Genomic DNA, 21,995 nt, shown 5'->3' with positions numbered 1-21,995 from the left:
TTGCTCATGTCAGTTGGCTGCTTTGAGTTCAGGAGCGATGCCCAGGCATAGCCAGTCCGTAATGTGCCCGGCCATGGTTGCCTGGTTCGGCTTGCTGTCGGAGGCAGGGCTTCCCAGCCACATTTCGCCGGCGTTCCGAACGAGCCCTATGGCTGCCGTGGGCCAGTACTCGATCAACGCCTCTTTCTCTCCACCGAGATACTGCCGCATGGGTGTGGCGATCATGTCGGTGATTTGTTCGAAGAAGTTTCCCAGAGCGCCCGACGCCGCAATGGCATCCTGCGAGGAAGCTTCCCCGGGCGTCAACCGGGTGATGAACGCATAAACGTTGGGGCTGGATTCCGCCATTTGCAGGTAGGCCGAAACCATGGCGTAGAGCCCTTCACGTGGCGTCTGCGCCAATTGGGCCGCTTCTTTCATGCGGCGTTGCATTTGCCCCAACACCACTTCTCCCATGGCCTGTTGAAGGCCGGCCTTATCGCCGAAATAGCGGTAGTACACCGACTTTGAGGTGCCCGCGGCACCGGCGATGTCTTCCATGGACGACTCACTGCCCAAGGCGTGCACAGCCCTGCGTGCTGCCTTGATGAGCTCGCGCCGACGCTCCTCGCGATGGCTCTGCCACCTCGCGGCGCGCCCATCTACCGCAGTGTCCGGGACGGCGTTGCCGGACTCGACGGCGGTATCAACAGCACCAGCCCCGGAAGAGGCAGGTTCGTGTGGAAAATCTGTACGACGACGGTTCACGATACCCAGCGTATCAGGTACGCTGGGTATCAGTAACTGGTATTCATATAAGGAGTCAAGCATGGCTGCAGCAGACGCACCCGCGGGCACGAACACAGGTACAAACGGCTTCGCAAGCGCAGAGCGGAGCGCCGAGCAAGACAAAGGCATTCAAGGGACACGTTCTGCCGTCATCGTCGGAGGCAACCGGATCCCCTTTGCCCGGACGGGCGGCGCCTACGTGAAGTCCTCCAACCAGGACATGCTTACTGCTGCATTGGATGGGCTGATCGCGCGCTTCGGGTTGCAGGATGAGCGGATCGGCGAAGTAGCGGCTGGAGCCGTGCTGAAGCATTCACGGGACTTCAACCTCACCCGGGAGGCTGTACTCGGTTCGGCGTTATCTCCAGAGACACCCGCATACGACCTTCAACAGGCATGTGCAACGGGACTGGAAACCGTGCTTGGGCTTGCGAACAAGATCAAGCTTGGCCAGATCGAATCCGCGATCGCCGGCGGTGTTGACTCTGCGTCCGATGCCCCGATTGCCGTCAGCGAAGGGCTGCGGGAGATCCTGCTGGACCTCAACCGGGCCAAGACCTCCGTCCAGAAGCTGAAGGTCCTGGCCCGTATCCGTCCAAAGGATCTGGCCCCCGATGCTCCCAACACCGGCGAACCACGTACCGGCCTCTCCATGGGCGAACACCAAGCCCTCACCACGGCACACTGGAACATCAGCCGGGAGGCACAGGACGAGCTGGCCTTCAACAGCCACCGCAACCTCGCCGGCGCCTACGAACGAGGCTTCTTCGACGACCTCATCACTCCCTACCGGGGCCTGAACCGGGACTCGAATCTTCGCGCGGACACCACCTTGGAGAAGCTCTCCACGTTGAAGCCTGTCTTTGGCAAGAACCTGGGATCCGAGGCCACAATGACCGCCGGCAATTCGACGCCGCTGACCGATGGCGCCGCAACGGTCCTGCTTGCCACCGAAGAGTGGGCGGACAGCCGCGGCCTGCCCAAGCTCGCCACCGTCCTGGACGGTGAGGCGGCCGCCGTCGACTTCGTCCACGGCAAGGACGGACTTCTGATGGCGCCGGTCTTCGCCGTACCGCGCCTCCTCGCCCGCCATGGGCTGACTCTGGAGGACTTCGACTTCTTCGAAATCCATGAGGCGTTCGCCGGGACCGTCCTCAGCACCCTGGCTGCCTGGGAAGACGAGGACTTCGGACGAACGCGGTTGGGGCTGGACGGCGCCTTGGGAAAGGTGGACCGTACCAAGCTCAACATCAACGGTTCTTCGCTCGCTGCCGGGCACCCATTTGCTGCAACCGGTGGCAGGATCGTGGCCTCGCTGGCAAAGATGCTCCATGAAAAAGGCGCCGTGGATGGAAGGCCGGCACGTGGCCTGATTTCCGTGTGCGCTGCCGGCGGGCAGGGCGTAGTTGCCATTCTGGAAGCAGCCTAGGGGAGCCTGATGACAGACAAGTACACCAAACTCGTCAGCCAGGGACTGGGCAAGGACGTCGCCAAAAGGCTCGGCCTGCCGCAGCCTGTTGAACTGCGTCGACACCAGCCAGGCGCGCCGCTCATCACTGGGCCGGTGCTGGTCAACGGTGACAGCCGCGGCGCGGATGACCTCGCCACCACGCTTCTTGGCTGGGGCCTGGACATCCGTCGCCACGCCTTGCCCAAGGAAAAGCTCGGGGCAATCGTTCTTGTCCTCGACGCCGTTCAGCACCCAGAGGACTTGCACAAGCCTGTGCTGGCAATTGGCGCCTCTATGCGGGACCTCGCGCCCAACGGACGCGTCATTACCGTCTCCAGGACGGTCAAGTCGGCACCCGCGCCCGCTTCCGCCGCGGCCCGGCAGGGCATCGATGGCCTCCTGCGTTCACTGGCCAAGGAATTGCGTGCCGGAGCAACCGCAAATGGCATTCTTCTCGACGCAGATTTAGCCACCACCAGCCCGTCCGCGCTGGGAGCCCTCCGATTCTTCCTTTCCGGCCGCTCCGCCTACGTGGATGGCCAGTTCCTGACGATCAGTTCTTCCTCCGGTAGCCTGCCCTTCGACGCCGACAAACCCCTTGCCGGAAAAGTTGCCGTGGTCACTGGTGCAGCGCGGGGCATTGGTGCCGCGATCGCCAGGACGCTCCACCGTGATGGCGCAAAGGTTGTGCTGGTGGATGTCCCTGCAGCGGGGGATCATTTGGCGGCAGTGGCCAACGAGGTCCATGGGACCGCCCTCCAGCTCGACATCACCCGGGACGACGCCGGTCACCGGATCATCGACCACGCAGTGGAACGCCATGGCAGGCTCGACGTCGTAGTCCACAACGCCGGCATCACCCGCGACCGGCTCCTGGCCAACATGGATGAGGGCCGCTGGCAGTCTGTCATCGCCGTCAACATCGCCGCGCAATTGAGGATCAACGAGACCCTCCTGGCATCGGAGCACTTCAAGGACAAGCCGCGCATCGTATCGGTGGCATCCACCAGCGGGATTGCCGGTAATAGAGGCCAGACCAACTATGCCGCGTCCAAGGGTGGCGTCATCGGAATGGTGCGCTCAACGGCGCCGCTCATGGAGTCCTTCGGGGGGACGATCAACGCCGTAGCACCGGGGTTTATTGAAACAGAGATGACGGCCCGGATGCCGTTCGCCATCCGGGAAGCTGCGCGAAGGGTCAATTCCCTCAGGCAGGGTGGCCAGCCTCAGGACGTGGCGGAAGCCATCGCTTTCCTGGCGAGCGATGCCGCGGGAGGAATCTCGGGCGAAGTCCTTCGCGTGTGCGGACAGCAATTGGTGGGAGCATGAGCAAACCGCAGCCGGTCATCCTTGGGGAGCTGCCATCGCTGTCCAAGCTCTACATGAATGCCGCGGCAACTGCCGCCCGCCGGCGCGTGCTGGGGTCATCGGCGGGGCAGGCAACATTGCCCGCGGTTAGCCACGAGGTCAAGGGAGTCCAGGCGGACGTCGCCAACCTGACCGCCTACCAGCACCTTCTGGGGGAGACCGCCAGCGACATCCTGCCGGCAGGATTCGTCCACGCGCTGGCCTTTCCGGTGTCCATGAGTGTGATGAACCGGGATGATTTTCCGTTGCCTTTGCTCGGGATGATCCACCTCAGGAACCATGTGGAGCAGTGGGTTCCCATCCAGTTCACAGAAGCCCTGGACATCCGGTCTTGGTCGGAGAACCTTTCGGGTCACCGGGCGGGTACGCAAGTCGATGTCATCGCCGAAGTCCGCTCCAGCTCCTCAGGCGTGCTCTTGTGGCGGGGAATTTCCACATACCTTGCGAAAGGGGTCTTCCTGCCTGGTATCGACAAGCCGGGAAACTCAAGCGGCTCCGGGGATGGTGGCAACTTTTCCCCGCCGGACCCCACGGCCCTGTGGAAACTGGACCTGGACATCGGACGCAGTTATGCCGCCGTCTCGGGCGATTTCAATCCCATCCATTTGAGCGTCCTATCGGCCAAGGCATTGGGTCTGAGGGGATCCATTGCCCACGGCATGTACCTTGCCTCCCGAGCGTTGGCAGACGTCGGAGCGGTTAAGTCTGACGCCTTCAGCTGGGACGTGACGTTTGAAGCGCCGGTGTTTCTGCCGGCCAGGGTGGCGCTGGACATCTCCACCCTCCAGGCGGAAACCGGGGCCTGGCAGCGTTCGGACTACGTGGCGTGGAACCCGCGCAGCGGCCGGCGTCATTTCAGGGGCAGCGTGGCTCCATTGTCATAAGGCTCTCCATAAATTCTTAGGGGAGGGATATTCTCTTCAGACGGACCGCCCGCAGGAGGAGAGTCTTGCCACATGAACCAGATCAGTTTGTGCGTCTCGACCTACAACCGAGTTGATGATCTGAAGAGGCTGCTCTCCAGCGCCCTCGCCCAGGAACCCGCAATTCCCATCATCGTCTATGACGACGCATCCTCGGACGGCACTTCAGAGGTGGTCCGAGAGCAGTTTCCCGCCGTTGAGCTTATTACGGGTCAGGAGAATGTCGGTTTGATCGCTGCCCGGAACATCTGCATCCGGGCAGCATCCACTCCGTTCGTCCTCATCCTCGATGATGACGCGTACTTCACGTCCGCCTCCACGGCTCGGCAAACCGTGGCCGACTTTTCCTCGCCTGCAATTGCCGCAGTTGCGGTCCCCTTTGCCGAGAACGGCGCCCTGATGCAGGGCGACCAATCCGGGGATACTGTTCAGCTGGCACGGAGCTTTATCGGCGCGGCACATGCACTGCGCCGGGACGCCGTACTGGCCTGTGGCGGTTTGCGTGAATCCTATAGGTTCTACTGTGAGGAATCGGATGTATCGATTCGCCTGTTGGCTTCCGGCCTCGTAGTCAGGCACGGAACCTCGGATCCGGTGGAGCACTGCCCGAACCCTGACCGTCAACCTCTGCGTAGGCGCCAATTGCGTTGGCGTAGCGAACTTCGCTTCAAGTGGTGCCACACACCAGCTCTGTTTCTGGTGCCCGCGCTCGTTGGTCATGTGGGTCTTCTGCTGGTGAGGTCGGGGCAATTTGGTGGCCTTCGGGAATCCCTTCGGCTGTGCTATTCATCCTGCAGGGACGTCTTCATGTCGCGGTTCGAACGCAAGGGAGTGGATATTCGGATCTACCTCCTGTGGAGACGACTTGCCAAGCTTCCCCGGTTGACCCTGGACGCGGCCGACCACGTTCTTGCAGTTCGACGTGCTCCTCAAGAGCGGCACGTTCAGGGGCACGGCCTGTCCGTCAAACCATGAGCCACGTAAATTCCATCAGCCGGGAGTGATGATCATGAGGGAACGCCACCTGACCGTACGGCGACAAGCGGCCGCATCCAGTGCATCCCTCTGGGCTGTGTTAGCGGATTTCGGGAACCTCGCCGACGTCTGGGACGGACTAAGGGCATCACAAGCCGTCGGTAACAAGACCCAAGGGCTGGGCGCCCGCCGTCAGGTGCACCTGTCGCCTGTCGGCTCGATGATCGAAACTGTCACCGAGTGGGAGGAAGGCCGCGCCCTCGCAACGAAGAACGAGCCGTCGGCACTGGTGCCCTTCAAACAAGCGAAGTCCAGGCTCGTCCTCCAGCCAGATGGCGATGGAACAGCGATGGCCTTTGACTACCGTTATGTGCCCAAGGGTGGGCCCGTCGGCCGCCTGACCGGCCCTCTGATTGACAGAATGCTGACGGCGACCTTCGAAAGCATGCTGGCAGCGGTGGAAAAGGCAGCCCGCCAGGGCAACTGACAAGTGATGCCTTTGTGCAGACCCTCAGCCATATTCGAATATATGTTCTATTCTTAGTCCATGAGACCCAAGCAAGACTCCAAGGCTTTCGCCCGCATGATGTTGCAGACCGAGGCTGAGGCAAAGCACCCCAAACCTGACGATGGCAAAATTATGGAGCTGGAGCAGGGTGCCCAACCGCTTGTCCGCGTAGGTGAAGTCTATGGACGGGCGATCAAGTACACACGTACCTACGGCCTTGTGGAGTGGATGGATGACAGGCGGGACTATCATGTGGAATGGTTTCCAGCCGGACAGATCAAACGGGTAGCCCAGGAGTCATGGAGGGGCTGGCCGTTGGCTTAGTACACGCCACCCAGGACTGAAACGGGGCCCGTGGTTGGAAATGGGCCCAGGCATGGTTGAGGGCACAAAAAAACCCCGGTTTCCCGGGGCCTTCTTTGTGCGCGGAGGGGGACTTGAACCCCCACCCCCTTTCGAGGACTAGCACCTCAAGCTAGCGCGTCTGCCATTCCGCCACCCGCGCAGGTGGTGTTCAGAGAAGCCATTCTGCACCTTCCGGTGCTTCATTTTCCTCCGAAGCAGCGAGAAAAACTCTAACACGGTTTGAAGCAACTAAAAAATCGATGCTGGTCAGGACGGGCTGCTGGCTTTCAACGCGTGGCGGCGCCCGGAATTGCTCAACCGACGGCGCTTCCGGTGAGTAGGCTGGTGGAACACGGGACGGTAGAGCTGCGGGGTCCGCAGTGCGCGTCGCCGGCACCTGCAGCCCAGCCAACGCAAGGAGAATTTCCATGTCTGTCATCCGCCCCGAAGACGAAGTTGTCCGGATCTGCCAGGAGCTCATCCGGATCGACTCCTCCAACTTCGGCGACGACACTGGACCAGGCGAACGTGCTGCTGCAGAGTACACGGCCGGCCTGATCACGGAAGTGGGTCTCGAGGCCGAGATTTTCGAGTCAGCACCGGGACGCGCCAACGTGGTCACGCGCATGGCGGGGGAGGACCCCTCAGCTGACGCGCTGGTGGTCCACGGACACCTGGACGTTGTACCGGCCCTGAAGGATCAGTGGAGCGTTGACCCCTTCAGTGGTGAGTTGAAGGACGGACTGATCTGGGGTCGCGGTGCCGTGGACATGAAGGACATGGATGCCATGATCCTGTCAGTGATGCGGGACTTCGCCAGGACTGGTCGCAGGCCCAAGCGGGACATCATTTTCGCCTTCTTCGCAGACGAGGAGGCCGGCGGCACTTATGGCGCCCGGTATGCCGTGGAGCACCGGCGCGAATTGTTCGATGGCGCCACGGAGGCTATCTCCGAAGTGGGCGGCTTCTCCGCGACTATCGGCGGCCAGCGAACCTACCTGCTTCAAACTGCCGAAAAGGGCTTGTCCTGGTTGCGGCTGGTGGCCCATGGACGGGCTGGCCACGGCTCGCAAATCAATACGGACAACGCGATCACCCGGCTCGCGGCGGCCGTCACCAGAATCGGCGAATACAAGTGGCCTGTGGAGCTGACTCCCACCACCAGGCAGTTCCTGGACGGCGTGACTGAACTCACCGGAGTCGAGTTCGATGCCGACAACCCGGACATCCTGCTCAAGGAGCTTGGCACGGTCGCCCGCTTTGTGGGGGCAACGCTGCAAAATACCTCCAACCCCACCCTTCTCCGCTCGGGCTACAAGCACAATGTCATCCCGGAATCGGCCGAGGCATTCGTGGATTGCCGCACGCTGCCCGGCCAGCAGGAACTGGTGTTCGAGACCATCAAGGAACTCGCTGGGGACGGCATTGAGATCAGTTACGTCAACAAGGATGTCTCGCTGGAGGTGCCGTTTGCCGGCAATCTGGTGGACTCCATGATCGACGCCTTGCACTCAGAGGACCCGGGAGCCAAGGTGCTTCCCTACACCCTCTCCGGAGGCACGGACAACAAATCCTTGAGCAAGATTGGTATCACCGGGTATGGCTTCGCTCCTCTGATGCTTCCGGACGAGCTTGACTTCACGGGCATGTTCCACGGAGTGGACGAGAGGGTGCCGGCCGAGTCCCTGCAGTTCGGCGCGCGGGTCCTCAACAGGCTGCTGAGCAACTACTAAAAAGCAATCCCCAGGAAAGACGGTTCGCGATGACTCCAGAGGAAATCCTTCCGGATGAACTGTTGGAACGGCTGCGCGGGCGGGCGGCCGGTTATGACCAAAACAACCTCTTCTTCCATGAAGACCTTGAAGAGCTGGCAGCCGCCGGTTACCTGAAACTGTTCGTGCCAGTTGCCGACGGCGGGATGGGACTGGGTCTGGAAGCGGTAGCTGCGTTGCAGCAGCGCCTCGCCACGGCAGCGCCTGCCACAGCGTTGGCAGTCAACATGCACTTGGTCTGGACCGGCGTCGCGCACGTAATGGCTGCCAGGGGAGAGGACTCGCTGGACTTCGTGCTGAAGGAAGCCGGCAAGGGGGAAGTGTTCGCTTTCGGAATTTCGGAAGCGGGCAACGATTCAATGCTGTTCGATTCCACGACCGTTGCAGAGCCCTTGCCCGATGGAGGTTATCGATTCACCGGACGGAAGATCTTCACGAGCCTCTCCCGTGGCTGGACCCGTCTGGGAACGTTCGGCAAGGACGCTAAGGCCAGGAATGGAGAGGGCGAGCTGGTTTTCGGTTTCATCCATCGTGATGAACCCGGGCACGAAACCCTTGACGATTGGGACACCCTGGGCATGCGGGCCAGTGCCTCGAACACCACACTGCTGCAGGGAGCCGCGGTTCCTGCCGAGCGGATCTTTCGTAAACTGCCTGTCGGGCCTAACCAGGACTTACTGATTTTCGCAATCTTTGCCTGCTTTGAGACCTTGTTGGCAGCCGTCTACACGGGATTGGCGGAGCGCGCATTCATGCTGGGCATTGAAAGCGTCAAGCGACGGGTCTCGGCGAAGCACGGAGGACGCAGTTTCGCCCAGGACCCGGACATCCGTTGGAAAGTTGCCGACGCAGCCCTGGCCATGGACGGCATCTATCCCCAGTTGTCGGCAGTAGCGCGCGACGTCGACAACCTGGTGGACCATGGAGCCCAGTGGTTCCCCAAGCTTGTTGGACTCAAGTCGCGGGCCACAGAAAATGCCCGCTACGTGGTGGATCTGGCGATCAGGGTCACGGGAGGATCCAGTTACTTCCGCGGTTCGGAACTGGAACGCCTCTACCGGGACGTTCTCGCTGGAATTTTCCATCCGTCCAATGACGAATCCGCGCATAGCACGGTGGCAAACGCTTGGTTGGGACCCTTGGACAGCTGAGGAAACCGGACAGCTGAGGAAACCAGCTGACTAAACTGTGCGCTGCACGGAATAGACTTTGCGGCGCAGCCAGAAACGTCTGCCGCCGCCGAGGTATAGACGGCTGCGTTCCAACTCCCACTTCCCGTACTCCGAGTGCTCTGCGAGCCGACGCCGGGCTTCGGGCAGTGAATCGTCAGGTCCTACCGTCAGTACGAGGTACTCGTACTGACGTGCATAGTCACGTTGGCGCTCTTCGGAGCTGCCTCGAAATTGTTCCTTCATCCCTCTCCATTTTCGTCCTTTTCGGGCTAACGTGAAGTCATGAGCATCGATCCGCGTGTCGCGCTTCAGTCATTGACTGCTGCCCTGGAAGAGCATTTGGCCGCCGCTTCCGCCCGTCGGGGCGAGGGTGATCCCAACGTCGAGGCGGCGTTCTTCGCCGTCGCAGATGCCTTCGAGGTTTACGAAGACGCCTTGTACGAGGCATATTCCGAGGTTACTCCGCTGCAAGTGTTTGATGACGAGGAAGAGGACGATGACGAGATCCTTGACGAAGACCTCGAAAGCCTGGAGGACTAGCAACCTTCAATAAGCGGCAACTAACCGGCCACCGACGGTGGCCGGTTTTTTGTGTCGTTTCGCGACCTCTTTGTCCTGTTTCCTGCCCGAAATGTAGCGGTTTTCGGTGGTTCCGTGAGGTTTAAAGCACGTAGTCCTGCCTCATCCGGCTAGGTACTCGCACGTAGGAGCCATGGGTAAACCTGCGCAAACTTGAGTACCGACTACTGGTGCGCCTCCTGACAGCCGCCGCTTCACTGGGATGTAGGCAACGGCAGGTCTGCGAAGAAGGCTGACATGGTAAAAGTTCCAGTCTTGCGTTCGGGCAAGGTGGCAGCACCACAAGGTGCGCACGACTTTTCCTTGGGCGCGGCGTTCACAGCGAAACCGGCTGTTGTCGATGTCAATCCGCCGGTGTCTCCCTGGATTGACAGGTCCGTTGCTGCACAACGGGCTGAAAAGGCGGGACTGGCGGCGTTGAGGGCAGATGTCACCCTGGACCTCAAGCCGCCAGTCACCCACCGCAACTCCCGCAGCGCGTCTTCCCTGTCCAACCCATCCCGCCGGTCTGAGCGGTACAACCGGTCCGGTTGGACCAAGGCGCTCACCAACAGTCTTCGATTGGCAGACAGCGCCCTGGTAGCGGCAGCAGTCACATCGGGTTTCCTCCTGAACACTGACGGTCTGGCCGTTGCGGCAGGCGGCACGGGACATGAGCGGCACCTCATGCTCGGTTTCATACTTGGCATTGCCTGGCTGGGCGCGCTGGAGGTCTACCGGACAAGGGATCCGAAAGTACTCGGGGTTGGGCCCGAAGAATACAAGCGTGTCCTGTCCGCAAGCCTGCGCGTTTTCGGTTTCCTGGGGCTCGTGGCAGTCGTTTTCCGGCTGGAGTCCGCAAGCTCATTCGTCCTGGTGTCCCTGCCGGTGGGCTTGGTAGCCCTGACAGGGAGCCGCTGGATGTTCCGCCGATGGCTGACGCGCGAAAAGTCTCGCGGCCGCTGCCTCTCCCGTGCCATTGTGGTGGGGGAGCCACAGGACGTCAGATACGTCATCAAGCAAATCAACCGGAAGTCCGGTGCCGCGTACAACATCCTGGGGGCATGCCTTCCAGGGGCTCGGCGTGGCGCCGTCCTGGTGGTAGACAACGAGCGCGTTCCTGTCCTGTCATCGATTTACGGCATTGCCCACACTGTGCGTCAGACGGGCGCCAACGCGGTGATCGTTGCCGGTCCGGTCCCTGGGGGCAGCCAGTTCATCCAGGAGTTGGGCTGGCGCTTGGAAGAAGATGCCGCTGAATTGGTCCTGGCGGCAACGTTGACCAACGTGGCAGGCCCGCGCATTCACTGGCGTCCCGTTGAGGGTCTGCCCTTGATGCACGTGGATATTCCGCACTACTCCGGTGGCAAACACACACTCAAGCGCCTGATGGACGTTGTGGTCTCGGCTGCTGCTTTGCTTTGCCTGGCGCCACTGTTGGCTGTTTTGGCGCTGATAGTCAGGTTGGACAGCCCGGGTCCGGTGCTTTTCCGGCAGGAACGGATTGGCAGGCGAGGCACCACCTTTCAGATGCTGAAGTTCCGTTCCATGGTGGTTGATGCCGAAGCGCGACTGGAAGAACTCAGCGGAAAGGACCAGGGCGCCGGTGTCCTCTTCAAGATGCGCGATGATCCCCGCATCACCAACTGCGGCCGTTGGATGCGCAAGTACTCCTTGGACGAGCTACCCCAGTTCTGGAATGTGCTGGCCGGGAACATGAGCCTGGTAGGCCCGCGTCCGCCGCTCCTTCGCGAAGTCAGTGGCTACGAACGGCATACCCATCGCCGGCTGCTCATCAAACCGGGAATTACTGGCTTGTGGCAGATCAATGGACGATCGGACCTTCCCTGGGATGAAGCCGTCCGCCTGGACCTCTATTACGTCGAAAACTGGTCGATAGCGGGCGACCTGATGATCATGTGGCGGACGTTCAGGGCCATGATCCAGCCCTCCGGTGCCTACTGAGCGGCACAACAAGCATTACCTGAGAAAGAACCGAGCTAGCCAACACAGAATCCGAGTGGAAAATGAGCATAGGAACTATTCCATCAGGCCACGTTAACGGCCACGGGATGACCCCGAAGTTACGGATCGCCGTGGTCGGAGCGGGATATTGGGGCCCGAACCTCGCCAGGAACCTTAAAGCCAGCCCGGATTGGGAACTGGTGGCAATTTGCGATCTTGACGTGGAGCGCGGACTTCGGCTGGCCGAAACGGTAGGCGGCGTCGCCGTCGTCGAGTCCTTGGACGAACTTCTGGACACGTACAACCTGGACGCCGTAGCAGTGGCGACCCCGGCGCACACTCATCACGGAGTGGTGATGACTGCCTTGCGTGCCGGCATGCATGTACTCGTCGAGAAGCCACTCGCGGATAGCCGCGCCAAGGGCCTGGAAATGGTGGAGGAAGCCAAGGCCCGCGGCCTGGTCCTCATGGCAGACCATACCTATTGTTTTACTCCCGCAGTTTTGAAGATCCAGGAACTCGTATCAAGTGGGGCATTGGGCGACATCTTGTATGTCGACTCCGTGCGCATCAACCTCGGACTGGTCCAACCGGACGTCAATGTCTTCTGGGATCTTGCACCCCACGATCTCTCGATCCTGGATTTCGTCCTGCCGGGAGGCCTGCACCCCACCGAGATCTCTGCCCACGGCGCAGATCCGCTGGGTACGGGCCGTGACTGTGTAGGCCACCTGACCTTCGGCCTGCCAAACGACGCCATGGTGCATATCCACGTGAACTGGCTCAGTCCCACCAAAATCCGCCAGATGATCATTGGCGGCTCAAAGAGGACGCTCGTCTGGGACGACCTGAACCCGCAGCAACGCCTCAGCGTCTACGATCGCGGCGTCAGCCTGGAACAACAGCCACGGTCCGCGGCGGACAAAAAGAATTCGGCCATCTCTTATCGCCTGGGCGACACCTGGTCACCGGCGTTGCAGGAACGCGAACCGTTAGGCCAGGTGGTCGCCGAGCTGGCCGGCTCCATCCGGAACCACACGATACCGCGCACCAGCGGCGAATCCGGGCTCAGGGTCCTCTCAGTACTGGAAGCCGTCACCCGAAGCCTTGGAACAGACGGCCAGTCAACCATCGTTGCCGGCAACGAGGTCGCTCTCCAGGTCGCACAGTGAAGAAGCTGCTCGGCGCCAACGTCCTGGTCACCGGAGGCGCCGGAACCATCGGATCCACTTTGGTAGACCAACTGCTCGACGCCGGTGCGGCGCACGTGGACGTCCTGGACAACCTCGTCAGGGGGCGCCGGGCCAACCTCAACGATGCCTTGGCTACCGGACTCGTACAGCTGGTGGAAGGTGACCTGAGGGATCGGGACCTGGTCCACGACCTCACCAGGGGCAAGGAACTGGTTTTCCATCAGGCTGCAATCCGTATTACACAATGCGCCGAGGAGCCACGGTTGGCGCTTGAGGTCCTGGTGGACGGAACCTTCAATGTGTTCGAAGCCGCCGTTGAGCACAACGTGGAAAAGGTCATCGCGGCATCGAGTGCCTCCGTCTACGGAATGGCAGAAGATTTCCCCACCACCGAGAGACACCACCACCACAACAACGACACCTTCTACGGGGCCGCTAAATCGTTCAACGAGGGAATGGCGAGGAGCTTCCGGGCCATGTCCGGCCTGGACTACGTCCTCCTGAGGTACTTCAACGTGTACGGACCCCGCATGGACGTCCACGGCCTCTATACAGAGGTACTTGTCCGTTGGATGGAGCGCATAGTCGATGGCCTTCCGCCCCTGATCTTCGGCAGCGGCCACCAGACAATGGACTTCATCCACACCGCCGACGTCGCAAGGGCCAACATCCTCGCAGCCGCCAGCAACGTCCGGGAGGGCGTCTACAACGTGGCCAGCGGCACCGAAACCAGCCTGGCCGAACTCGCGCAAACACTGCTACGGGTCATGCAGTCCCCACTTCACCTTGACCACGGACCAGAACGGGCAGTCAACGGCGTTGCCCGCCGGCTCGCAGACGTCACCGCCGCCAAGCGGGACCTCGGTTTTGAAGCCGCAATAGAACTTGAAGATGGACTCCGCACACTCGTCACATGGTGGCGTCCGCTCCGGGAAGAAATCGCAGCCTCCCGGCAGCTTGCCCGGCCCGAAGCACCCTCAGTAGGTGCACGATGACCACCTCCGAAACCTCCCTGGCACGCATCGACGTCATGAAACCGTGGCTTGGGGAAGAAGAAGCCCAAGCAGTGGCCGAGGTCATCGCTTCCGGTTGGGTTGCCCAAGGCCCCAAAGTCAAGCAGTTCGAGGAAGCCTTCGCCCTGGAGCAACAGGCCGCTTTCGCCGTCGCAGTCTCCAGCTGCACCTCAGCCCTGCACCTGGCACTCGCCGTCGCCGGCGTCGGTCCGGGAGACGACGTCGTTCTTCCCTCCTTCTCCTTCATTGCAACAGCAAACGCCCCCAGCTACGTAGGCGCCCGGGCCGTCTTCGCCGACGTCGACGTACGAACAGGTTGTGTCACCGCTGAAACCATTGCCGCCGCCTTGACGCCTGCCACCCGCGCCGTCATAGCCGTGGACCAAGGCGGAGTACCCGTGGATCTCGATCCCATCCGGGCCCTGTGCGACCCCCTCGGCATCACCGTGGTGGAAGACGCAGCCTGCGGCATCGGTTCCCGCTACCGCGGCCGCCCGGTAGGAGCCGGCGCCGAACTGGTGGCCTGGTCCTTCCACCCCCGCAAAATCCTCACCACCGGCGAGGGCGGGATGCTCTCCACACCGCGGCAGGACCTCGCAGACCGGTCCCGCCGTCTCCGCGAACACGCAATGAGCGTCTCAGCCGCGGACCGTCATGCCAGCATCCTTGCCCCCGCCGAGGAATACCTCGAAATAGGTTTCAACTACCGCATGACTGACCTGCAGGCCGCCGTCGGGATCGTCCAACTCGGCCGCCTGCACCAAGCAGTACAACGCAGGCGCGAACTGGCCTCCAACTACTCACAGGCCTTCGCAGGTATCGAAGGCCTCCGCTTAGTGGACGACCCCGGATACGGAACCGGAAACTTCCAATCCTGCTGGCTGGAAGTAGGCACGGCTTTCCCCATGGGAAGAGACGCCCTGATGACCCGCCTGGCAGAGGACGGAATATCGGCACGACGCGGCATCATGGCCGCACACCGGCAACCTGCCTACGCCGGGACATCCAAGGGCGCGGTTTCGCTGGCAGCAACTGAATGGCTGACAGACCACACCTTGATCCTGCCTCTCTACCACCAACTCACCCTGGGTGACCAGGTCCGGGTCATCGACTCAGTACTTCGCGCGGCAGGACAGGGAAGATGACCGAGCTCCTCCTCATCGCCGCCAGCGGACTCGCCCGCGAGGTCCTGGCCATGGTCCGCAACACCGGACAATACGACGTCATCGGAATCCTGGACGACGACGAAGACAAACTAGGACGCGTCGTGGACGGCGCCCACGTACTGGGCCCCATCCGCGATGCCCTGACCTTCCCACACGCAATGCTGCTGGTCTGTATTGGATCCGGCCGAGGACGCGAAAGCGTCGTCATGCGGCTACGCACCCTTGGGCTCGCAGAAGACCGATATGCGACGGCAATCGACTCATCAGTACATCCACCGGAGGGATGCCGAATCGGCCTGGGGAGCATCCTCCTGGCCAACGTCACCATGACAGCCTCCGTCACAGTCGGAAGCCACGTAGTAGCCATGCCCGGCGTCACGCTCACCCACGACGACGTCGTCAGCGACTTCGCCACCCTGGCCGCAGGCGTATCCCTCGGCGGGAACGTCCACATCGGCAGGGCAGCCTACATCGGCATGAACGCCAGCGTCCGCGAGCGCCGCACAGTCGGCGCCGGCGCAACCATCGGCATGGGAGCGGCCGTGCTTAGCGATGTTCCCGCCGAGGAAACCTGGGCAGGGGTGCCCGCACGCGTTATCCGCCGCGGCTATTCCCCCGAGCTGGAGGACGCCCTGTGACCCTCCGTAGCCGTCCCGCAATCCCGCAAACGCCCACTCCAACACGGGCGTTTGTCATCAGCGTCCTGAACGCAGTCGTGACACGCCTGGGAACGATCGCAATTGGAATAGCACTTGCGCGGTTACTGGGGCCCGAGCAGTTCGGAACATACGCTGTGGCCTTTGTGGCACTAATGGCTGTACTGAGCTTCAACGAACTCGGGGTCAGCCTGGCAATCGTTCGATGGCCAGGGGATCCCAAGGAAATCGCAGCGACCGTGACGACGATCTCAACGGCATGCAGCATTGTTCTCTTCGCAGGTTCCTATGTGATGGCGCCATACTTCACGGCAGCCATGGGAAACGAAGCCGCCACCGACGTCGTCAGGGCGCTCGCCTTCTGCATCGTTCTCAATGGGCTGGTGGCTACGCCTGCGGCCGTTCTGCAACGAAACTTTCGCCAGGGCCAACGCATGATCATTGACCAGGTCAACGTTTGGCTTGGGGCAGGTGTCTCCCTGGTTCTCGTCATCATGGGCATGGGTGCTATGAGTCTTGCCGTTGGACGCGTGCTGGCCAGCCTCGTTTCCGCTGTCCTTTTCCTGATTTACTCGCCGTTGCCTTACCGCTTTGGGTTCTCCAGGAAGTTGGCGAAACAGCTGCTTGCTTTTGGGTTGCCCTTGGCGGGCGCGAGCATGGTGGTCTTCGGTGTGGGTTACGTTGACCAACTGGTTGCTGGAAAGATGCTCGGTCCGGTTGTGTTGGGATTTTATGTCATGGCCACGAATATGGCCGGTTGGCCGGCCAGCTTGTTGTCGCAGCCTTTGCGCAGCGTGGCACCGGCGACATTTGCCAGACTGCAGGATGCTCCTACGGAGATGCGTGCCGCCATGCTGTCAATTGTTGCGGTGGTGGCATCAGCCATGCTGCCGGTTTCGGCCGTACTGACTGCCTGCGCGGTTCCGGTCGTGACGCTGCTGTATGGGGAAGCGTGGGGGCCGGCTGCCGGTGCCTTGGCTTGGCTGGCACCGGTTGCGGTGTTCAGGGTTTTTCACGAACTTATTTATGACTACTTGGTGGTGATCAAGCAGTCGGTTCCCATTCTGAGGGTCCAGCTCTTGTCCCTCCTGGCCTTGATTCCGGCGCTTGTTTTGGGTGCCCAACTGGGCGGTCTCCAAGGCTTGGCGGCCGTTCCGCTGTTCATTGCGGCGGCCGTAACTTCGCCACTCTATTTAGGTGCACTCTCCCGGGCGGGCATTCCCTTGAGAAGCCTTGCGGTCAGCGTCAGTGTGTCCACCGGTATCTCGGTCGCCGCCGGAGTGGCCTGTTTCGTGCTGTCCTCTTTGATTCCTTCGCCCCTCCTGGCAGTTGGTGCCAGCCTGTTGGTTGGTTTGCTGGCCATCACGGTCTCGGTGTTCCTCCGGCTGGGAGACATTCATCAGTTGCGTCGAATGGGTCGGGAACAGGAGGCTGTCCGGTGAAGATTCTTATCTATCCGCATGACCTTCGAATTGGTGGCAGCCAGGTCAATGCCATTGAGTTGGGAGCCGCTGTCCGGGACCTGGGCCACAGTGTGGTCATTTTTGGGCAGCCCGGAACGCTTACGCGGAAGGTGCGGGAGCTTGATCTGGAGTTCATTCAGGCACCGGCCCCCGGCAAGCGGCCGTCCCCGTCAGTGTGCGCTGCGTTGGGCAAGCTCGCCCGTGGCCGCGAGCTTGACGTACTGCATGGTTACGAGTGGCCGCCGGCCCTTGAGTGCTTGATTGCTTCGAGGCTGGTACCCGGCAGCAGCAGCGTGGCGACTGTCATGTCCATGGCCGTTGCTCCGTTTATCCCCAGGACGATGCCTCTTCTTGTAGGAACTGAACAGATCCTGGAGGCGGAGTCAGCTTTCGGTCGCCAGCGCGTGGGGCTTCTGGAGCCCCCCATCGATGTCATCGCAAACAGTCCGTCAGCCGTTGCAGGGCAGGAGAAATTCCGGGAACGGTTTGGACTAAATGACCGGGCCCGCATAGTTGTTTGCGTTTCACGGCTCGCCCGGGAGTTGAAGCTTGAGGGCATCTTGTCCTCGATGGACGCAATCGCTGAATTGGCACGGCTGAGGGACGTTCGCCTTGTGATCGTTGGAGACGGGCCAGGGATGACGGACGCGATTGCCAAGGCTTCCGTTATCAATGACGGGCTGGGACGACGCGTGGTTCTGCTAACGGGGGAGCTTGAGGACCCCAGGCCAGCGTATGCGGCTGCTGATGTTGTCCTGGGGATGGGCGGCTCGGCCTTGCGCGGTCTTTCCTTTGGGAAGCCACTGGTGGTTCAAGGGGAGCGCGGCTTCTGGGAATTGTTGACCCCTGAAACTCTGGACCGTTTCCTCTGGCAGGGATGGTACGGCGTAGGCAGCGGCACGGAAGCGGGGCGGGAAAATTTGATTTCCATCCTTGGATTCCTGCTGGACAACGAGCAGGAACGAGCCAAGCTGGGCTCCTTTGGGCGCCAACTCGTTCAGGACAGGTTTTCGCTCACTAACGCAGCCCGGGTACAGGCGCAGTTTTACCGGCGTTCGTTGGAAGAAAGCAGTGGAACTTTCGCTTCGTTGAGGGCCGAGGCGGTAGCTGGTGCCCAATATGCCGCCTACGTGGGGCGTCGACGCTTTCAGCGCTATTTCGGGCACAACGCAGCTGATGACTTCAATGCCAAGCCGGTAGCCTCGATGCCTTCCCTGGCCGTGCGCGGACGGGACAGCTGATGGAAACGATTGTCTACATGTCCGGGACCCGCTGGGATAGCCTTTCGGGTACTGACAAGATGCTGGCCACCTCGTTGGCAAGGACACACCGTATTTTGTGGGTTGATCACCCGGTTCCACTGACCAGCTATCAGGATGTCCGACGCCACCTCATCCGGAGCCTTCGTGGTGTCGGCGAAAATGTGGGGACGAATATCAGCCGCCTTCGGATTCCGGCTCTGCCCGGCGTGAGCAAACCGGTTGTGCGTCGCTCTACGGATGCTCTTGTACGCCGCTGTGTAGATGCAGCCCTGGATCGGACTGCCGGGCGTATTGCCGGCATCGTCAATTCATCGCCGATCATGTTGTTTCCGTCCCGCCGCCCGGAAGGGACGCGGCTCCTGCACCTGACCGATGATTGGTTGGCGGGCACGAATCTCATGGGCTTCACTTCGTCCCATTTGATCCGCGTATTGGAAGAGAACATCCGATCTGCCGACGCTATCAGCGCAGTCTCTGAGGAACTGGCAGCCAAAATCTCCAGGTTTTCCGGCAGGCCCGTCGAAGTCTTGCCCAATGGCTGCACCCCTGCGACCACTCCATCAGGTTCCAGCCGCAGTCCGGTTGTGGCCCTGGTTGGTCAGCTCAACAACCGCCTGGATCTGGACGCCCTGGAATCCGTCGCCGCAACAGAGGTCCCACTGCTCATCATTGGTCCCCGGGCGGACGGGGATCCAGTTGTCCGCTCCAGGTTGGATGCCCTGTTGTCCAGGCCAAACGTGGATTGGAGGGGGTTGGTGGGCCAGGACGACGTCGCCCGATTGCTACAAACCGTGTCAGTCGGTATCACTCCCTATGCAGACACAGAGTTCAACCGATCAAGTTTTCCCTTGAAGACCCTTGAATACCTTGCTGCAGGGCTCCGGGTCGTAGCCACCGATCTTCCATCGACGCGATGGATCGGCTCGCCCGCCATTGCGGCAGCCAAAACACCGGCCGAATTCTCACAGCTTGTTCTAAATGCCCTGCGAGAGCCCATGACACACGAACTCCGTGAAGATATTGACGCCACTGTCCGGTCGCATAGCTGGGACTCACGGGCAGCCAAAATCCGAGGACTCCTGGCCACGGGGAAGCAGGTACGGAATGGCAGCATCGGGCACCCGACGCAACTGTCAGGTCCTGCAGTGCAGGGCCAGCCGGATGACGTGCAGCCAACGGTGGACCACGCGCTCCTGACCAGGTTCAACCTTCCGTCAAAGGGCTTTGAGAGCCTTGTCCGGGCTAAAGACGGATGGCTTCACAACCGCGTTGAACTCTTCGAGAGATATTGCCTTCCCTCGGTTCGTGCCCAGACACGCAAGGGATTTCATTGGATTGTCTATTTCGATCCCGAAAGTCCTGGCTGGTTGTTGGACCGGATTAAGGACCTGAGTGCCGATGGCCTGTTCACGCCGATTTTCCGTGCGGAAGTTTCAGCCGACGAGCTCCTGGCGGACATCGAAGAGGTCGCGGGTCGGCGGACACAAAATCTGCTGACCACCAACGTAGACAACGACGACGGCCTTGCCGCCGACTTTGTGGCCCAGGTACAGGACGTCCAGTGTTCCGAGTTGCCGTCAGCCATTTATTTGTCCTCCGGATTGGTAAAAGGAGGTGCCTCCGTCTATTTGAGGCACGACGACCGAAACGCGTTCTGCTCCGTGCGGTCCACCTGGAGTGCTCCCATTACATGCTGGTCAGCCTGGCATAACCAACTGAGCGAGATTATGGCCACGGAGGAAGTCGGTGGCCCGCCAGCATGGCTGCAGGTTGTGCACGGTTCCAACGTCAGTAACAGAATCCGTGGACGCCTTGTGGCCGCTGATCCATTTGCAGACAGGTTCCCTGGGTTGCTGGACGACGTGGCCGCTGTGAGGACCTTGGAATTAGTGCGCGACGCCCTGGTTGAGGGTCCGGTACGCCTGCTTCGCGACGGCCTGCGCAGCGCAATCAAAACGGCCACGGTCAGGCTCCTCGGCAGAAGTGGAATCGACAGAGTAAAGGTTTTCCTGGGACAGAGTAGGAGGGAGATCGGATAATGCAAATTAGAACGATTCTAAGAAGCCTGGGGCACAGGTGGTACTTCGTGATCATCGGCTTGGTGATGACCCTTGTGCTGTGTTTTCAGGTCCAACAGAACACCCCTGAGAAATTCAAAGCGCAAGCCAGCCTGGTGGTCATGCCATCAGCGCATAGCGTTGGCGTCGACGGTAATCCATACCTGAACCTGGGTGGCATGGGTGAGGCGCTGGACATCCTTACCCGCCGGCTCTCGGCCGAAGACATCCGTGGCAAGATCGCGGAGGACTTTGCCAACGCAAGCTACACAGCTGAGACGGATCGAGGCACGAGCGGAGCCATTCTTCTCATCACAGCCACGTCATCGAACCCGGATGAATCCTTGGGCACCATGCGGGCCGTCATGGACCAAGCACCGCTGTTGTTGGAAAACATGCAGGGTGCTCTGAACGTTCCCGAGGAGTCGCGGATCTCAACCATGACCCTTCTGGTCGATAGCCGGGCCACGCCGGAATCCAAGGCAAGGACCCAAATCCTCCTCGTTGCGGCAGCCGGGGGAGTAGGGCTGACCTTGGTGCTCACCGTTCTGTTGGACAGCCTGCTGAAGTCACGCAACGCCCGTCGCCGCAGGGAAAAGGGCTCCCGGATTCCGGAGGAGACCAACCATAGTGTGCCGGCTACAGCGGCAGCACTGGAACCAGCGCACGACGACGTCCCGGTCGCCTTGCCCGTCTCCCGAAGGCCCTCATAGCCATGACGCCCAAGACTCTGCTCCAGGTCCTGCGACGGAGGTGGTATGCCGCCGTCGCTGTTCTGTTGATTGGCTTCGCAGGATTGGGCGCGATCCGGTCTCTGGATCCCGTCTATTGGACCCAAGCAGAAGTCTCCTTTGTTGCACCCGATGGAGAACCTGCCTACTGGGTCCCAGGGGGAGACGTAGCCTCGCTGGTGCCATTCGCCGCTTTGGTCGAGCGGCGCGTCAACGACGACTCCGACTCAGTCAATTTGGTCCTGTCCCGGGGCACCCTCTATGGAGCGGGAGTCAAGCACGGATACTCCGTGACGCTGCCCAACACCGGAGGCCAGTGGACCAAGAGCTTTTCCCGGCCGGTGCTGGCGGTTCAGGTGGTGGACTCGAGCGCGGAGCGGGTGAACGAAGTACTGTCCGCGGTCATTAAGAGAATCCAGGAGGAGTCCACGGCACTGCAGAAGGAAACGGACGTTCATGGCGCCCTGATAACCACGGTGACCACGCCCTCAAGTCCCGAGATCATCTTCGGCGGCGGTACGCCGACGGACCGCGTCAAGGGTGCCAGCGTCTGGCTCGCCCTCGCTGGCGCTGCCGCCCTGGCCGTGGCCGCCACTGTTGAACGCCAGATTGCCCGGCGCCGTGGGGTACACCGAGGGGCAGGTCAGTAG

At 61.2% G+C, this 21,995-nt stretch carries 21 protein-coding genes and 1 tRNA gene; 19 read left to right on the top strand and 3 right to left on the bottom strand.

The features are described 5' to 3' along the window. Positions 1 to 9: 9 nt before the first annotated feature. On the bottom strand, positions 10 to 810 hold the full coding sequence (locus ACTAQJ_RS03415) for a TetR family transcriptional regulator (RefSeq protein WP_498700697.1): 801 nt from the start codon (positions 808 to 810) through the stop codon (positions 10 to 12). On the opposite strand from ACTAQJ_RS03415, the gene ACTAQJ_RS03410 reads away from it, so the two are divergent. The 6 genes from ACTAQJ_RS03410 to ACTAQJ_RS03385 all read left to right on the top strand — a co-directional run bounded on the left by ACTAQJ_RS03410 (position 809) and on the right by ACTAQJ_RS03385 (position 6,316). Next, the gene (locus ACTAQJ_RS03410; RefSeq protein ID WP_498700696.1) at positions 809 to 2,197 is read left to right on the top strand and encodes an acetyl-CoA C-acetyltransferase; all 1,389 of its coding nucleotides are present in this window, start codon (positions 809 to 811) and stop codon (positions 2,195 to 2,197) included. The genes ACTAQJ_RS03415 and ACTAQJ_RS03410 overlap by 2 nt on opposite strands. Before the next feature lie 9 nt (positions 2,198 to 2,206). Beyond that, a complete protein-coding gene (locus ACTAQJ_RS03405) occupies positions 2,207 to 3,547 on the top strand; it encodes a 3-oxoacyl-ACP reductase (RefSeq protein ID WP_431115252.1) in 1,341 nt (446 codons plus the stop codon). Then, a complete protein-coding gene (locus ACTAQJ_RS03400) occupies positions 3,544 to 4,470 on the top strand; it encodes a MaoC/PaaZ C-terminal domain-containing protein (protein WP_498700693.1) in 927 nt (308 codons plus the stop codon). The genes ACTAQJ_RS03405 and ACTAQJ_RS03400 overlap by 4 nt, the downstream gene beginning before the upstream one ends. 72 nt (positions 4,471 to 4,542) lie before the next feature. Beyond that, a complete protein-coding gene (locus tag ACTAQJ_RS03395) occupies positions 4,543 to 5,484 on the top strand; it encodes a glycosyltransferase family 2 protein (RefSeq protein ID WP_498700690.1) in 942 nt (313 codons plus the stop codon). Between the two features lie 34 nt (positions 5,485 to 5,518). Then, positions 5,519 to 5,971 carry an SRPBCC family protein gene (locus ACTAQJ_RS03390; RefSeq protein WP_498700687.1) on the top strand — a complete coding sequence of 151 codons (453 nt, stop codon included), beginning with the start codon at positions 5,519 to 5,521 and terminating at the stop codon, positions 5,969 to 5,971. A 60-nt stretch (positions 5,972 to 6,031) separates the two neighbouring features. Continuing rightward, positions 6,032 to 6,316 (top strand): hypothetical protein, encoded by a 285-nt coding sequence (locus tag ACTAQJ_RS03385; protein ID WP_498700685.1) that lies wholly within the window; start codon positions 6,032 to 6,034, stop codon positions 6,314 to 6,316. Between the two features lie 98 nt (positions 6,317 to 6,414). On the opposite strand, the gene ACTAQJ_RS03380 is transcribed toward ACTAQJ_RS03385, so the two are convergent. Continuing rightward, positions 6,415 to 6,497: transfer RNA gene (locus ACTAQJ_RS03380), tRNA-Leu, on the bottom strand. Between the two features lie 268 nt (positions 6,498 to 6,765). On the opposite strand from ACTAQJ_RS03380, the gene ACTAQJ_RS03375 reads away from it, so the two are divergent. Both ACTAQJ_RS03375 and ACTAQJ_RS03370 read left to right on the top strand, forming a co-directional pair. Further along, on the top strand, positions 6,766 to 8,070 hold the full coding sequence (locus ACTAQJ_RS03375; protein WP_477515653.1) for a M20/M25/M40 family metallo-hydrolase: 1,305 nt from the start codon (positions 6,766 to 6,768) through the stop codon (positions 8,068 to 8,070). Between the two features lie 29 nt (positions 8,071 to 8,099). Continuing rightward, on the top strand, positions 8,100 to 9,260 hold the full coding sequence (locus ACTAQJ_RS03370; protein ID WP_498700681.1) for an acyl-CoA dehydrogenase family protein: 1,161 nt from the start codon (positions 8,100 to 8,102) through the stop codon (positions 9,258 to 9,260). Positions 9,261 to 9,290: 30 nt separating this feature from the next. On the opposite strand, the gene ACTAQJ_RS03365 is transcribed toward ACTAQJ_RS03370, so the two are convergent. After that, positions 9,291 to 9,524, bottom strand: a complete 234-nt coding sequence (locus ACTAQJ_RS03365) for a DUF5703 family protein (protein ID WP_216925728.1) — start codon at positions 9,522 to 9,524, stop codon at positions 9,291 to 9,293. A 39-nt stretch (positions 9,525 to 9,563) separates the two neighbouring features. On the opposite strand from ACTAQJ_RS03365, the gene ACTAQJ_RS03360 reads away from it, so the two are divergent. The 11 genes from ACTAQJ_RS03360 (at position 9,564) to ACTAQJ_RS03310 (ending at position 21,995) form a co-directional block, all read left to right on the top strand. Next, positions 9,564 to 9,821: a hypothetical protein gene (locus ACTAQJ_RS03360; RefSeq protein ID WP_431115260.1), complete on the top strand. Its 258-nt coding sequence runs from the start codon at positions 9,564 to 9,566 to the stop codon at positions 9,819 to 9,821. 276 nt (positions 9,822 to 10,097) lie between these two features. Next, positions 10,098 to 11,804 carry a sugar transferase gene (locus tag ACTAQJ_RS03355; RefSeq protein ID WP_498700680.1) on the top strand — a complete coding sequence of 569 codons (1,707 nt, stop codon included), beginning with the start codon at positions 10,098 to 10,100 and terminating at the stop codon, positions 11,802 to 11,804. A 62-nt stretch (positions 11,805 to 11,866) separates the two neighbouring features. Further along, entirely contained in the window at positions 11,867 to 12,976 is a 1,110-nt protein-coding gene (locus ACTAQJ_RS03350) for a Gfo/Idh/MocA family protein (RefSeq protein ID WP_431115262.1), read from the top strand. Next, complete coding sequence (locus tag ACTAQJ_RS03345; protein ID WP_498700676.1) at positions 12,973 to 13,992, top strand: NAD-dependent epimerase/dehydratase family protein; 1,020 nt, start codon at positions 12,973 to 12,975, stop codon at positions 13,990 to 13,992. Before ACTAQJ_RS03350 ends, ACTAQJ_RS03345 begins: the two co-directional genes overlap by 4 nt. Continuing rightward, positions 13,989 to 15,155, top strand: a complete 1,167-nt coding sequence (locus ACTAQJ_RS03340; protein ID WP_498700673.1) for a DegT/DnrJ/EryC1/StrS family aminotransferase — start codon at positions 13,989 to 13,991, stop codon at positions 15,153 to 15,155. The genes ACTAQJ_RS03345 and ACTAQJ_RS03340 overlap by 4 nt, the downstream gene beginning before the upstream one ends. Continuing rightward, on the top strand, positions 15,152 to 15,814 hold the full coding sequence (locus tag ACTAQJ_RS03335) for an acetyltransferase (protein ID WP_431115265.1): 663 nt from the start codon (positions 15,152 to 15,154) through the stop codon (positions 15,812 to 15,814). Before ACTAQJ_RS03340 ends, ACTAQJ_RS03335 begins: the two co-directional genes overlap by 4 nt. Next, positions 15,811 to 17,274: an oligosaccharide flippase family protein gene (locus tag ACTAQJ_RS03330; protein WP_498700671.1), complete on the top strand. Its 1,464-nt coding sequence runs from the start codon at positions 15,811 to 15,813 to the stop codon at positions 17,272 to 17,274. Before ACTAQJ_RS03335 ends, ACTAQJ_RS03330 begins: the two co-directional genes overlap by 4 nt. Continuing rightward, on the top strand, positions 17,271 to 18,536 hold the full coding sequence (locus ACTAQJ_RS03325) for a glycosyltransferase family 4 protein (RefSeq protein WP_498700670.1): 1,266 nt from the start codon (positions 17,271 to 17,273) through the stop codon (positions 18,534 to 18,536). The genes ACTAQJ_RS03330 and ACTAQJ_RS03325 overlap by 4 nt, the downstream gene beginning before the upstream one ends. After that, a complete protein-coding gene (locus ACTAQJ_RS03320; RefSeq protein WP_498700669.1) occupies positions 18,536 to 20,596 on the top strand; it encodes a glycosyltransferase in 2,061 nt (686 codons plus the stop codon). The genes ACTAQJ_RS03325 and ACTAQJ_RS03320 overlap by 1 nt, the downstream gene beginning before the upstream one ends. After that, positions 20,596 to 21,327 (top strand): hypothetical protein, encoded by a 732-nt coding sequence (locus ACTAQJ_RS03315; protein ID WP_498700667.1) that lies wholly within the window; start codon positions 20,596 to 20,598, stop codon positions 21,325 to 21,327. Before ACTAQJ_RS03320 ends, ACTAQJ_RS03315 begins: the two co-directional genes overlap by 1 nt. Positions 21,328 to 21,329: 2 nt before the next feature. Beyond that, on the top strand, positions 21,330 to 21,995 hold the full coding sequence (locus tag ACTAQJ_RS03310) for a YveK family protein (protein ID WP_498700666.1): 666 nt from the start codon (positions 21,330 to 21,332) through the stop codon (positions 21,993 to 21,995).

It is taken from the genome of Arthrobacter sp. alpha11c (assembly GCF_054149985.1).
Note: the sequence above shows the minus strand (reverse complement) of the source record. Positions and strands in the feature narration are given on the sequence as shown.